The sequence below is a fragment of the Nocardioides convexus genome, from assembly GCF_011090295.1.
Genome location: NZ_JAAMYA010000001.1, coordinates 138,852 through 151,642, shown reverse-complemented (window position 1 = coordinate 151,642; position 12,791 = coordinate 138,852). Strand labels below are relative to the sequence as shown.

Annotated in this window: 11 protein-coding genes and 4 pseudogenes; 8 read left to right on the top strand and 7 right to left on the bottom strand. The window is 72.7% G+C overall.

Translation table 11 applies throughout. The annotated features are described in order from the left end of the window. Window positions 1-38: 38 nt before the first annotated feature. The 4 genes and pseudogenes from G5V59_RS01130 to G5V59_RS01115 form a co-directional block, all read right to left on the bottom strand. On the bottom strand, window positions 39-479 hold the full coding sequence (locus G5V59_RS01130; RefSeq protein ID WP_278255306.1) for a hypothetical protein: 441 nt from the start codon (window positions 477-479) through the stop codon (window positions 39-41). 158 nt (window positions 480-637) lie between these two features. Next, window positions 638-1,982: pseudogene (gene glnA, locus G5V59_RS01125) on the bottom strand (type I glutamate--ammonia ligase). Window positions 1,983-3,003: 1,021 nt separating this feature from the next. Beyond that, window positions 3,004-5,035: pseudogene (locus G5V59_RS01120) on the bottom strand (NAD(+) synthase); the annotation flags it as partial. Between the two features lie 130 nt (window positions 5,036-5,165). After that, the gene (locus tag G5V59_RS01115; RefSeq protein WP_278255305.1) at window positions 5,166-6,239 is read right to left on the bottom strand and encodes a hypothetical protein; all 1,074 of its coding nucleotides are present in this window, start codon (window positions 6,237-6,239) and stop codon (window positions 5,166-5,168) included. A gap of 71 nt (window positions 6,240-6,310) precedes the next feature. Here G5V59_RS01115 and G5V59_RS01110 point away from each other — a divergent pair, with 71 nt between their 5' ends. From G5V59_RS01110 to G5V59_RS01080, 7 genes and pseudogenes are all read left to right on the top strand, one after another. After that, window positions 6,311-6,856: a VOC family protein gene (locus G5V59_RS01110; RefSeq protein ID WP_278255304.1), complete on the top strand. Its 546-nt coding sequence runs from the start codon at window positions 6,311-6,313 to the stop codon at window positions 6,854-6,856. Window positions 6,857-6,870: 14 nt separating this feature from the next. Beyond that, on the top strand, window positions 6,871-7,047 hold the full coding sequence (locus G5V59_RS01105) for a hypothetical protein (protein WP_278255303.1): 177 nt from the start codon (window positions 6,871-6,873) through the stop codon (window positions 7,045-7,047). Between the two features lie 229 nt (window positions 7,048-7,276). After that, window positions 7,277-7,498, top strand: a pseudogene (locus tag G5V59_RS01100) (3-methyl-2-oxobutanoate hydroxymethyltransferase); the annotation flags it as partial. Between the two features lie 22 nt (window positions 7,499-7,520). Then, window positions 7,521-7,781, top strand: a complete 261-nt coding sequence (locus G5V59_RS01095; protein WP_341351114.1) for a 3-methyl-2-oxobutanoate hydroxymethyltransferase — start codon at window positions 7,521-7,523, stop codon at window positions 7,779-7,781. After that, window positions 7,778-8,314 carry a PQQ-dependent sugar dehydrogenase gene (locus tag G5V59_RS01090; RefSeq protein WP_278259556.1) on the top strand — a complete coding sequence of 179 codons (537 nt, stop codon included), beginning with the start codon at window positions 7,778-7,780 and terminating at the stop codon, window positions 8,312-8,314. Before G5V59_RS01095 ends, G5V59_RS01090 begins: the two co-directional genes overlap by 4 nt. After that, window positions 8,220-8,549, top strand: a complete 330-nt coding sequence (locus G5V59_RS01085) for a PQQ-dependent sugar dehydrogenase (protein WP_341351113.1) — start codon at window positions 8,220-8,222, stop codon at window positions 8,547-8,549. Before G5V59_RS01090 ends, G5V59_RS01085 begins: the two co-directional genes overlap by 95 nt. Next, complete coding sequence (locus tag G5V59_RS01080; protein ID WP_278255302.1) at window positions 8,467-9,147, top strand: hypothetical protein; 681 nt, start codon at window positions 8,467-8,469, stop codon at window positions 9,145-9,147. Before G5V59_RS01085 ends, G5V59_RS01080 begins: the two co-directional genes overlap by 83 nt. On the opposite strand, the gene G5V59_RS01075 is transcribed toward G5V59_RS01080, so the two are convergent. After that, window positions 9,107-10,186, bottom strand: a complete 1,080-nt coding sequence (locus G5V59_RS01075) for a hypothetical protein (RefSeq protein ID WP_278255301.1) — start codon at window positions 10,184-10,186, stop codon at window positions 9,107-9,109. The two genes, G5V59_RS01080 and G5V59_RS01075, sit on opposite strands and share 41 nt — an antisense overlap. Before the next feature lie 113 nt (window positions 10,187-10,299). On the opposite strand from G5V59_RS01075, the pseudogene G5V59_RS01070 reads away from it, so the two are divergent. Beyond that, window positions 10,300-10,987 (top strand): annotated as a pseudogene (locus G5V59_RS01070) (thymidine kinase). 7 nt (window positions 10,988-10,994) lie between these two features. Here the strand turns inward: G5V59_RS01070 and G5V59_RS01065 are convergent. Beyond that, a complete protein-coding gene (locus tag G5V59_RS01065; RefSeq protein WP_278255300.1) occupies window positions 10,995-12,128 on the bottom strand; it encodes an alkaline phosphatase family protein in 1,134 nt (377 codons plus the stop codon). After that, window positions 12,121-12,684 carry a DUF5998 family protein gene (locus G5V59_RS01060; protein ID WP_278255299.1) on the bottom strand — a complete coding sequence of 188 codons (564 nt, stop codon included), beginning with the start codon at window positions 12,682-12,684 and terminating at the stop codon, window positions 12,121-12,123. Before G5V59_RS01060 ends, G5V59_RS01065 begins: the two co-directional genes overlap by 8 nt. Between the last annotated feature and the right edge of the window lie 107 nt (window positions 12,685-12,791).

Below are 12,791 nucleotides of genomic sequence, written 5' to 3'. Positions count from 1 at the left end.
TAGTTGAGTCTCGTGGCCCCCGCACTTGCCCATCGCGATCACGGCGAGCCGGGTGCCGTCGGCGTCCTCGCCGACCCGGGCCCGGGCCACGTCGAGGGCGGCCTCCAGCGTGCCGGCCGCCAGGTCCGACAGGCTCCCGCCGCGGCGTCGTCGACGCCCAGGTGGTGGGTCAGGTCGCGGGCCGCCAGGCGCAGCAGCAGGCGCCGGTACTCGACCCGCAGCGCGTCCACCGCCTCCGCGTCCGGCTTGCCCGCCACCGCCGCGCGCAGCGCCTCGCGCACCGCCCACGCCGCCGGCCGGGTCGAGCCGAGCCCGGGGTCGGTGAGCTCGTGCCAGTGCGCGGGGTGGTTGACGAGGTGGTCGGCCAGGGCCGAGTCTCGCGCCCAGCACGGAGAGCAGGCGCATCGCCGTGCCCTCGTCGTCGCGGACCGCCGCCACCAGGCTCGGCGCCGTCCTCGGCCACCTCCGCGATCCGGCACAGTGCCCGCAGCGCGGCGTCCGGGTCGGCCGTACGCCCCAGGTAGGCCAGCAGGTCGAGCGACCCCTCGCCCAGGCTCGTCGAGGTCGGCGAGCGCGCGGTCGAGGTCGACGAAGCCGAGCCGCAGCAGGCTCGGTGCGCTGGGTCGCTCGGTTCATCTCACAGCACGGGCAGCATGCGGTCGCGCTCGAAGACCGAGACCTGGCCGCGGTACTCGTCCCACTCGGCCCGCTTGTTGCGCAGGAAGAAGTCGAAGACCTGCTCCCCCAGCGTCTCGGCGAGCGAACCGGAGTGCTCGGCGATGCTGATCGCGTCGTTGAGGTTCTTCGGCAGCGGCTCGATGCCGAGGTTGCGCCGCTCGCGCTCGGTCAGCGCCCACACGTCGTCCTCGGCCTCGCGGGGCAGGCTCGTAGCCGTTCTCGATGCCCTTGAGCCCGGCGGCCAGCACGGCGGCGTAGGCGAGGTAGGGGTTGCACGCGGAGTCGATGGTGCGCAGACTCGATCCGGGTGGACTGGCCCTTCATCGGCTTGTACATCGGCACCCGGATCATCGCCGAGCGGTTGTTGTGCCCCCAGCAGACGTACGACGGGGCCTCGCCACCGAACATCATCCGCTTGTAGGAGTTGACCCACTGGTTGGTCACGACGCTGATCTCGCCCGCGTGCTTGAGCACCCCGGCGATGAACTGCCGCCCGGTCTTGGACAAGCTGGTACTCCGCACCGGCCTCGTAGAAGGCGTTCTGGTCGCCCTCGAAGAGCGAGACGTGCGTGTGCATCCCGGAGCCGGGGTGGGTGGTGAACGGCTTGGGCATGAAGGTCGCCCAGATGCCCTGGCTGAGCGCGACCTCCCGGATCACCGTGCGGAAGGTCATGATGTTGTCGGCGGTGGTGAGCGCGTCGGCGTAGCGCAGGTCGATCTCCTGCTGCCCCGGGCCGGCCTCGTGGTGGCTGAACTCCACCGAGATCCCCATCGCCTCGAGCATGGTGATCGCCTCGCGGCGGAAGTCCGAGCCATGGCTGTGCGCGGCGTGGTCGAAGTAGCCGCTGCGGTCGACCGGCACCGGCTCCTCACCGGCGTGCGGCTCGTCCTTGAACAGGTAGAACTCGACCTCGGGGTGGGTGTAGAAGGTGAACCCCTGCTCGGCCGCCTTGCCGAGCGTGCGCTTGAGCACGTTGCGCGGGTCGGCGTACGACGCCGAGCCGTCCGGCATCACGATGTCGCAGAACATCCGGGCGGTCGCCGGGCCCTCGGCACTGCGCCACGGCAGGATCTGGAAGGTCGTCGGGTCGGGCAGCGCGAGCATGTCCGCCTCGTAGACCCGGGCGAAGCCCTCGATCGCCGAGCCGTCGAAGCCGATGCCCTCGGAGAACGCGCCCTCCAGGCTCCGCCGGCGCGACCGCGACGGACTTGAGGAACCCGAGCACGTCGGTGAACCACAGCCGCACGAACCGGACGTCGCGCTCCTCGAGTGCGCGCAGTACGAAGTCCTCTTGCTTGCCCATGGCGTCAGCCTAGGGGTACGCCGTCGGGGACGGAGACACGCACAGCCCGCGTCGTCGTCCGAGCGACCCGAACGGCAGGTTCCCGCGCCCGCCGGGCCGCCGTGCGTGTCAGTGGGCGTCGATCACCCAGGGTGCGAGCAGCGCGTCCCACGACGACGCTGCCTGCTCGTACTCGTCCGGGCAGCGCTCGGCCCGTTCCGCGGGCACCTCGTCGGGTCCGACCAGGTAGTCGTAGGTCTTCGGGTCGCTGCCGTAGGCCAGGCACAGCAGGTTGACGTAGCGCTGCGCGTCGAGCGAGTGCTCGTCGGCGAAGTCGCTGCGCTCGTAGGCATCGCTCCGCTCGCTGTCCATCGCGCCGAACCAGTCCGCCGCGGAGACGAGGATCTCCCCGCCCGCCTCCCAGGTGTCGGTGAGGACCACCGCGGAGAGCTCGTCCACGGCGTCCTCCTCCCGCCCGGTGACCGGCAGGTCCAGGTTCGAGATCAGGGCGTGGCCGACCTCGTGGTAGAGCGTGAAGAGCAGGTCGTCCACCATCGCGTCGTCGAGTCTCGTCGTCGTCGTAGCCGAAGCCGGAGAAGATCGCGTAGTCCGCGGTGAGATAGGGGTAGGGCACCACGACCTCGTTGGCGTCGGGGTCGAAGTGCGGGCCCTCGTCGTCCGCGTCCTCGGCGGCGAGGCGGATCGTGATGTCCCTCGGCAGGGCGTACTGGTCGTTGAGGCCGTCCACCACGCTCTGCGGGACCTCCGAGTCGTCCACGACCTGCGCCACATCGGCGTCGTCGGCTGCCGGCTCCTCCCGGACCAGGACGAAGTCGCCGGAGTCGGCCGGGCCGCCCGCCGTGCCGTCCTGTGCCACCTCGCGCACCGGCCCCGGCTCGTCGTCACCCTCTTTGCCGCAGCCGGCCGTCGCCAGTACCAGGGCGAGCGTGACCAGTGCCACGAGCCACGCCCTCGTCCGCGCGGTCCCCATCGTCGTACCCCCCTGTCGTGCCCCGGCTAGGCGGTCGGCACGTTCTCCAGGCTCGGCCAGCCAGGCCGCCGGGCTCGCGTCGGACGGCATCCGCCAGTCCCCGCGCGGCGACATCGTGCCGCCCGGGCTCACCTTCGGACCGTTCGGCAGCGCCGAGCGCTTGAACTGGCTGCTGAAGAAGCGCCGGACGAAGACCTCCAGCCAGCCCCGCACCACCCCGAGGTCGTACGACGTGCGCCGCTCCTGCGGGAAGCCGGGCGGCCAGTCCCCCTCGGTCTCGTCGCGCCAGGCGTGCCAGGCGAGGAAGGCGATCTTGCTGGGCCGGTAGCCGCGCCGGATCACGTGGTAGAGCGTGAAGTCCTGCAGGGCGTAGGGACCCACGGAGTCCTCGGTGGCCTGCGGCTTCTGGCCCTCCTCGGTCGGGATCAGGCTCCGGGGTGATCTCCTGCTCCAGGATCTCGCGCAGCACCTCGTCGGCGGCGTCGTCGTAGTCACCACCGTGCAGCCTGGTTGCTGTCGATGACCCAGCGGATGAGGTGCTGGATGAGGGTTTTCGGCACACCCGCGTTGACGTTGTAGTGCGACATCTGGTCGCCCACGCCGTAGGTGCACCAGCCGAGCGCCGGACCGGAGAGGTCGCCGGTGCCGAGCACGATCCCGCCGCGGTGGTTGGCCGGGCGGAACAGGTAGTCGGTGCGCAGACCGGCCTGGACGTTCTCGAAGGTGATGTCGTAGACCGGCTCACCGCCCGCGAAGGGGTGCTTCAACCCCTCCAGCATCGTCCGGGCGGCGGGCTTGATGTCGATCTCCTCGAACGTGCAGCCCAGCGCCTGGGAGAGGCGGGTGGCGTACGACTTGGTGGTCTCCCCCGTCGCGAAGCCGGGCATCGTGAAGGCGTGGATGTCGCTGCGCGGGCGGCCCAGCCGGTCCATCGCGCGGGCCGCGACGATCAGGGCGTGCGTGGAGTCGAGGCCACCGCTGACGCCGATCACGACCTTCGGCTGGCCGATCGCGCGCAGCCGCTGCTCCAGGCCGGAGACCTGGATGTTGTAGGCCTCGTAGCAGTCCTGAGCCAGCCTTCGCCGGGTCGTCGGGCACGAACGGGAAGCGGTCGACCTTGCGGCGCAGGCCGATGTCGCCGGTGGGCGGGTCGAGGGTGAAGTCGATCCAGCGGAAGGCGTCGGCGTCGACGCCGGTCCCCCGGCGGTTGTCGTCGAAGGTGCCCTGGCGCAGCCGCTCGGTGTGCAGGCGGCCGAGATCGACGTCCACGACGGTACGACGCGGCCCGTCCGGGAAGCGCTCGCTCTCCCCGAGCAGGTCGCCCACCTCGTAGACCATCGTCTGCCCGTCCCAGGACAGGTCGGTGGTGGACTCGCCCTGGCCGGCCGCGGCGTAGACGTAGGCCGCGCTGCACCGCGCGCTCGCGCTGCGGGCGAGCAGGTGCCGGTCCTCGGCGCGGGCGATCGTGATCGGGCTGCCGGACAGGTTGGCGAGCACGGTCGCTCCCGCGAGCGCCGCCTGCGCGCTCGGCGGCACCGGCACCCACATGTCCTCGCACACCTCGACGTGGAGGTTGAGGTGCGGCACGTCGCTCGCCCGGAAGATCAGGTCCGCGCCGATCGGCACGGTCGCACCGGCGACGGCGATCTCTCCGATGACGTCGTCACCGGGGGCGAACCAGCGGCGCTCGTAGAACTCGCGGTACGTCGGCAGGTAGGACTTCGGCGCGACCCCGAGCACCTCCCCGGCGTGCACCACCACCGCGCAGTTGAGCACCCGGGTGCCGTGCACCAGCGGCGCACCGACCACGATGACCGGGCGCAGGCTCGCGGCTCGCCTCGACGACGGCGGCGATCCCGGCGTGCACCGCCTCCAGGAGCGTGTCCTGCAGGAAGAGGTCGTCGACGGCGTACCCGGTCAGGCCGAGCTCGGGGAACACCGCCACCGCCACACCCTCCTCGTGGCAGGCGCGGGCCTGCTCGATCGTGCGCGCGGCGTTGGTCGCCGGGTCGGCGATGGCGACCGGGAGGGTCACCGCCGCGACCCGGGCGAACCCGTGGGCGTAGGCCGAGTAGAAGTCCACGGGACGAGTCTAGGGAGGACGGCTCAGGGGCGGTTGCGTCCCAGGTCGTCGTGCGCCTGCACCCACTCCTCCGCCACCACGGCCGAGCCGAGCGAGAGACTCTCCGGCGAGCACGGTGGCGGCGATGATCTCAGCGAGCCTTGTAGACGTTGCCGGCGCCGTAGCAGCCGAGCGAACCGAGGCACTCGCGCTGGGTGGCGAGGCCCGTGCCGCCGCCGTAGGTCGCGACGATCAGCGACGGCAGGGTGACCGAGGCGTAGAAGTCGCCGTTGGCCAGCGAACTCGGAGAAGCCGTAGAGGGCGGAGGCTCTCCGCGACGTTCGCGACGTCCTGGCCGGTGGCGATGAACATCGCGGTGATGCCGTTGGCGGAGTGGTTGCCGTTGTTGTTGGTCACCGACATGATCGCGCCGAGTCGGCCGCGCATGCGGGCGGCGTACAGACTTGTCGGTGCTGACGTGCATCTGCTCCTCGACCAGCGCCGCAGGCAGGGTGATCTCGGCGACGACCCGCTTGCCGCGGGTGTGCAGCATGTTGACGATCGAGGTCTTCTTGTCGGTGGCGAACTGGCCCTCGAGCAGGAAGTGCACCTCGCCCGGGTAGTTCTGCTTGATCCAGGCGCACGCGGCGAAGGTCGCCTTGCCGGTCATGTTCTGCCCGGCGGCGTCCCCGGTCGTGTAGTTGAAGCGGGTGTAGAGGAGGCTTGGAGACCGGGAACTGCTGGATGTCGACGAGCCGGCCGGAGCCTGGTGGTCGTCTGCGCGGCCGCCGCGACGTCGTCGAAGCGCTCGGTCAGCCACTCCCCGAAGGCCCGCGCCTGGCGCGCGTCGTCGAAGGAGAACACGGGCGCGCGCTGCATGCGGTCGCCGATGACCGTGGTCGTGATGCCGCCCGCGTCCCGGCACGAACTTCATCCCCCGGCTGTACGACGCCACGAGGGTCCCCTCGGTCGTCGCCAGCGGCACGAGGAACTCGCCCTGCGCGTGCTCGCCGTTCACGAGGACCGGGCCGGCCAGCCCGATCGGCACCTGGGCCACACCGAGGAAGCCCTCGACGTTCCCGGGCAGCGTCGCCGGGTCGAGGGAGTACGACGCGACGTGCTCCAGCGGGCTGCCGGTGTGCTCGCGCGCGAACTCCTGGCGCGCCTGGATGATGCCGTCGGCGTAGTCGTCGGCGCGGTCGCGAGGGATCTTCCGGTCGGTCACCCGGGGAGTCTCGCCCGGCGGCCCGGCCCGCGCGGCGATGAGTCCGCGCCTCGGACGTGGTCTGCCCCGGCATGACCCTCACGAGCAGCCGGATCCAGCCGTGCCTGTGGTTCGACGACACCCTGGCGGAGGCGGCGCGCTTCTACACCTCGATCTTCCCGAACTCCTCCATCGGGCACCTCACCCCGATGGTCGGGGAGTTCACCCTGGACGGGGTCACCTTCCGCGGCATCAACGGCGGGCCGGCGCTGCCGTTCACCGAGGCGGTGTCCTTCGCGGTGACCTGTCGCGACCAGAGCGAGGTCGACTACTACTGGGACTCGCTGGCCGACGGCGGGCAGGAGTCGGTCTGCGGGTGGCTCAGGGACCGCTTCGGGCTGTCCTGGCAGATCGTCCCGGAGCGGCTCTACGAGTCTGGTGAGCAGCACGGACCCGGACCGCGTGGAGGCGGTCACCCGCGCGATGCTCGGCATGCGCCGGATCGTCGTCTCCGAGTCCGGAGGCCGCGGCCGCGGGGTGACCGAGCACACAGCGCGGACCGGGCCCGGTCGGGACTAGCCTCGTCGTTGTCCTTCACGAACGTGGACCCGCACCGGCGGGCCGCGAGTCACGAATGAACGGAGACTCGACGATGAGCAGCAGCACGCCCGAAGAGACCGCGCCCTACGGCGGCGGCCCGGCGGAATCCCCGGCCACCTCGGCCACCACCCCGGCCAAGCCGATCAAGCGGATCCGCACCCACCACCTGCGCGAGCTCAAGGAGCGCGGTGAGCGCTTCTCGATGCTCACCAGCCTACGACCAGACTGACCGCGCAGGTCTTCGACGAGGCCGGCATCGAGGTCCTCCTCGTCGGCGACAGCGCCTCCAACAACGTCCTTGGCAACAGCACTTCGATCCCGGTCACCGTGGACGAGCCTGCTCCCCCTGACCCGCGCCGTCAGCCGCTCGGTCACCCGCGCGCTCGTGGTGGGCGACCTGCCGTTCGGGAGCCTACCAGGCCTCTCCCGAGCAGGGCTACCTCACCGCCGTCCGGTTCATGAAGGAGGGCGGTGCGCACGCGATCAGGCTCGAGGGCGGCGTCGAGATGGCCCCCCAGATCGAGCGGATGACCCAGGGCGGCATCCCCGTCATGGCCCACATCGGCTTCACGCCGCAGTCCGAGCACACTCTCGGCGGCTACCGGGTCCAGGGACGCGGTGACACCGCGAAGCGGGTGCTGCGCGACGCGCTCGCCGTGCAGGAGGCCGGCGCCTTCTCCGTCGTGATGGAGATGGTGCCCGGTGACGTGGCCGCCGAGGTCACCGCGAAGGCTCGACATCCCGACCATCGGCATCGGCGCCGGCAACCGGTGCGACGGCCAGGTGCTGGTGTGGCAGGACGCCTTCGGGCTGCGCACCGGCCGGCTCCCGCGCTTCGTCAAGCAGTACGCCGACCTGCGCGGCACGCTCCTCGACGCGGCCCGCGCCTTCGACGCCGAGGTCAAGGACGGCGAGCTTCCCCGCTCCCGAGCACACCTTCTGAGGCGTACCGTCGGACCATGAGGGTCCGACTCGCCGCGCTCCCCGTCCTCGCGCTGGTCGCGTCCCTGCTCGGTGCCCCCGGCTCCGGGGTCGCCGAGCCGGACGCGGCCCGCGCCGCCGTCGTCCCCCGCCTCACCGTGCGGGTGCTGGCGTCGGGGCTCGACCACCCCTGGGAGGTCCGTGCCCTGCCGTCCGGCTACCTGCTGGTGACCCAGCGGACCCGGCGTGCCCTGACCCTGGTGGGGCCGGGCGGCGCGCACCGCGACATCGCCTTCCCGCGCTCGCAGGTGTGGGCGAACGGCGAGACCGGGCTGCTCGGGCTCGCGGTCGACCCGTCGTTCCGCAGCAACCGGCGGATCTACACCTGCTCGGGCTGGAAGGTCGGGACGAGCCACGACATCCGGGTGATCGCCTGGCGGCTGGACGCCAAGCCTGCGCAAGGCGACGTACGTCCGCACGCTGCGCTCGGCCCTGCCCTCCAACAGCACCGGACGCCACGGCGGCTGCCGCCTCCTGGTCCTCCGGTACGGCGCCCTGGTGGTCGGCACGGGTGACGCCGCCCGGGGCACGAACCCCCGCAACCTCGCCTCGCTCGGCGGCAAGGTGCTGCGGATGAACCGGTTCACCGGCGCGCCCTGGCCGGCCAACCCCTGGTACGGGAGCAAGGGCAACCGCAGGTGGGTGCTCAGCCTACGGCCACCGCAACGTGCAGGGGCTCGCACAGCGCGCCGACGGCAGCCTGTGGTCGGTCGAGCACGGCAGCCTACCGCGACGACGAGATCAACCTGATCGGGACCGGCCGCGACTACGGCTGGAACCCGGTCCCGGGCTACGACGAGAGCGTCCCGATGACCGACAGCCGCCTCCCCAGGACCCAGTACGACGCGCGGTGGAGCTCCGGCCCCACCACCATCGCCCCCTCCGGCGCCGCCTTCGTCAGCGGCTCGCGCTGGGGCAGCCTCGACGGCACCCTCGCGGTCGCGGTCCTCAAGGGCGAGCGGCTGATGTTCGTCCGCTTCGACAGCGCGGGCCGGCTGGTCGGGACCGTCGCGCCCGCCGAGGCTCCGCACCCGCGGCCGGCTGCGCGCCGTCACCGCACTCGCCGACGGCTCCCTGCTGGTCACCACCGACAACGGCGCCGGCCGGGACGTGGTCCTGCAGGTGCGCCCGGCCTGAGGCGCCGGCCTCACTCCTGCACGGCGGTGAGCGGCTCTCCTGCCGGCAGGTCCGTGGTCGTGGCGTCCGGGACGGGCGCGGGGTCGGGCTCGGTGCTCGGCGCCGGCCCGGGAGCCGGGTCCGCCGGGTCAGGCGTCGGGTCGGGCGTCGGGTCGGGCGCCGGCTCGGGGTCAGGTGTCGGGTCGGGCGTCGGGTCGGGCGCCGGCGGTGATGTCGGCGGGGTCGGCGGCGTCGGCTTCGGCGGCGTCGTCGGCTTCGGCTGCGGGGCCGAGAAGGCCGCGGCCCCCGGCGTGCGGTGCGGACGCGCCTCGCCGCCCGCGCGTCGTACGCCGGCCTTGGCGTGGCGCAGCCGGGCGCTCACCTCGTCCACGCAGTCGCACAGGCCGATCAGGTCCTCCGGCGGGATGTTCGCCATCGGCACCGCCAGCGGTACGTCGGTCAGGCTCCGTGTCGTAGCGCGTGACCAGCGCGAGCACGGCGGCCGCGAAGCCCTTCGTGCGGTGGTACGACGTCAGTGCGGCGCGCAGCGCGGCCGGCTTGCCGAGGTCGTGCCCGCCGGCGCACAGCAGCACGCTGGCGGCCAGGGTCGCGTCGTCGAGGTCCTGGGGGTCACGGACGCCGTCGCCGTCGGCGTCGACCGCGACGGTCGCCCAGGTCGCGGGCAGCAGGCCGAGCGGGCCGACCGCGGCGTCCCAGCGGCGGTTCCGGTCGAGCGCACCCCCGTCGGTGTCGTCGACCCGGCTGCGGCCCCCGCGCCCGTTCTGCGGGGCACCGACGAGAGCCGGACGGACCAGGCCCTCCTCGCTGACCCGGTGCCGGCCGTCGGTGCCGCGACCGTGGTCGGACTCGATCCGGCCGAGAGCGGCGAGCACGAGCCAGTCCAGGTTGCAGTCGGCGGCGGAGTCGATGATCGTGGCGGCGCGCTGGTAGGCCGCGACCGCGGCGGGCGGCGCGTCGAGCAGGGCGCCGGGGTAGGCGGCGGCGACCGGCGCGCGTCGTACGGCCACGGCCTGGACGGGGAGCGGCGCGGGCACGGCGGCCGGCACCTGAGCGGGCGCGACCACCTCGGGTGCCACAGACGGCGGTGCGACCGGGAGCGCGGCGTCGGCGCTCGTCGCGGCCGGCGCGGGCCGGTCACCCTGGTTCAGGATCCCGGTCGTGGCCAGGACGACGGCCAGCACGGAGGCGAGGACGAGGAGACCGAGGCCGCGTCGTACCCATCGTGCTGCCGAGCCGGTGGTGACCCCCACGCCACCCCACCTCTTCCCGTGAGTTCTTGGACGAGCCACCAGTGTTCGCCCTCCTCCCGCCCACCCGCAGGCGAATCCGGAAACACCCAGCGGAAACGAGGGTCGGGAGGTGGATGAGAGGATGCCGACCGTGGCCGAGCCTGACCTTCCGTACCGGGACGATGGACGCCGGGAAGTCCACCCTCGCCCTGCAGACCAACCACAACCACGCGGCCCGCGGCCGGTCCGGCCGCCTGTTCACCTCGCACGACCGGGCCGGCGTCGCCCAGGTCTCCTCCCGGCTCGGGCTCACGGCCCAGGCGCTCGAGGTCGAGCCGGACTTCGACTTCTGGCGCTTCACCGTCGACGCGCTCACCCAGGGGGCCCGGATCGACTACCTGATCTGCGACGAGGCCCAGTTCTACACGCCTGCGCAGGTCGACCAGACTCGCGAAGATCGTCGACGAGTCGCAGATCGACGTGTTCTGCTTCGGCATCCTCACCGACTTCCGCACCCGGCTCTTCCCCGGCTCCGCCCGCCTGGTCGAGCTCGCCGACCGCACCGAGGTGCTCCAGGTCGAGGCGCTGTGCTGGTGCGGCAAGAGGGCCACCCACAACGCGCGCACCGAGGACGGCGTGATGGTCACCGAGGGCGAGGTGATCGTCGTCGGGGACGTCGAGGGCGAGCCCGCTCCTCCCACCCCCGCCGACGAGCCCGAGGTCGCCTACGAGGTGCTCTGCCGCCCCCACCACCGCCGCGGGCTGACCGCCGCGCGGGCGCGGGCCGTCAGCCTGTCCGCGGAGCCGCTGCCCTTCGACTGAGAGCGGTTCAGTCGAGCAGGACGGGGATCAGCATCTCGTCCGGCGTGAGCGAGCCGTGCATGCCGATCAGCCGCGCCTCGTAGGGGAACCCGTCGGTGGAGAGCACCGCGAAGTCGCCACGGCAGGCGACCACCACGTCCCCGATCCGCGGCAGCACCGAGGGGTCGACCGCGCCGAACCAGCCGCGGCCGATCGCCTCCGCCCGGGTGAGCACGTCGGCCCGGCCGCCGACGACCTCGCGCCAGGTGGCCACGACGTCGGCGACGGCTCCGCCGGTGCAGTAGAGGTGGCGGAAGCGGGCCTCCCCGCCGACGATCGCGACGCCGTCGCGCGAACTCGTCGTGGGCGGAGACGTCGAGGCGCGCGTCGTCGGGGACGTCGACCATGCCGTGGTCCGCCACGACGAGCAGGCGCCGGTCCGCGGGCAGCGCCTCGCGCAGCCTGCTCGGCCTCGTGGTCGATCATCGCGAGTTCGTTGCAGCCACTGGCTGGACGCGACGCCCCAGCGGTGACCGGTCCAGTCGAGGTCGCCGTCGTAGACGTAGGTGAGCGTCGGCTGGCGCGGCCCGGGCCGGGAGGCCGCGACGACGGCGGCGATCCGCTCGCCGACGCGGTCCACGCCCACGTAGTCGGCGCCGCGGTGGGCCGCCACGGTCAGCCCGCTGCCGTCGAACTCCCGCTTGTTGACCACCGTCACCCGCACACCCGCCGCCTGCAGCGAGGAGAACGCCGTGGTGTGCGGCTGCCACTGGGTGGGCTCCACGTCGTGGTCCCACAGCAGCGCGTTGAGCAGGTCGCTCGTCCCGGGGATGCGGGTGGTGAAGCCGACCAGCCCGTGCGCCCCGGGGGCCAGGCCGGTGCCGAGCGAGGTCAGCGAGGTGGAGGTCGTCGAGGGCACGCCGGCCGTGGCGGGCGTCGATCCGGCCAGCAACGAGGACAGGTACGGCGCCGCGTGGGCGTAGCGCTCGAGGAGCCGCGCGCCGAGCCCGTCGATGAGGAACACGACGTACGACTGGGCGTCGGGCAGGGTGAGCCCGGTGGGCGCGGGGCCCAGCGGGCTGCCGAGGGCGTGCGCGGCGGCGGGGACGAGGTCGCCGAGCGACCGGACGCCGTACGCCGGCTCGCAGAAGGCCTCAGCCACGGGTCAGTGCGGACAGGGATGCGGCGAAGGACAGCAGCCCACCCACCGCGTCGGCGCCGTCGGCGGCGGCCGAGACCCGCAGCGAGAAGTCGTCGGAGGAGGAGGTGCCGGTGTAGCCGTGGTCGGCCTCGCACTGAGGGTCGTCGCAGGCGGCGGGCTCGAGGTCGATCCGGCTGACCGCACCCCAGCCGATGGTGAGGACCGCCTCCGCGGGCGGACGGGGCCCGGAGGTCGGGTTGGTGACCATCCGGGTGACGACGACGTTGGCGACCGCGCTGAGACTGACCGCCTCGGTGGACGTCGAGGTGTAGGGCTCCGGCAGCAGGTCGTCGCCGGCGTGCTCGTCGGTGTGGGCCAGGATCAGTCGCGAGGGCGTCAGCACGATGACGGTCTGGTGGCGACGTACCTCGTCGCGCTCGAAGGTCGGCTCGTGGTGCACGTAGTACGACACGACCGGTTCGCCCCCGCACGCGTCGGTGACGGCGTCGGCCACGACCTCCGGGTAGTAGCCCGTGCGGTCGATCGCGGTGAGCAGGTCAGCGCTCCGGTCGGTCATGGGCGGCATCCTGTCATGCCGTCGGAGCGGGCCGCGCGGCAGCGCCGGACAACTCAGTCGGGGATCGTGGTGATGAGGTCGGGCATCCGGCGCACCAGCGAGTCCGG

Coding starts and splice junctions, on each gene's coding strand:
- G5V59_RS01110 (WP_278255304.1), top strand. CDS start 6,311: ATGACCCTCACGAGCAGCCGGATCCAGCCGTGCCTGTGGTTCGACGAC.
- G5V59_RS01105 (WP_278255303.1), top strand. CDS start 6,871: ATGAGCAGCAGCACGCCCGAAGAGACCGCGCCCTACGGCGGCGGCCCG.
- G5V59_RS01090 (WP_278259556.1), top strand. CDS start 7,778: ATGAGGGTCCGACTCGCCGCGCTCCCCGTCCTCGCGCTGGTCGCGTCC.
- G5V59_RS01060 (WP_278255299.1), bottom strand. CDS start 12,684: ATGACCGACCGGAGCGCTGACCTGCTCACCGCGATCGACCGCACGGGC.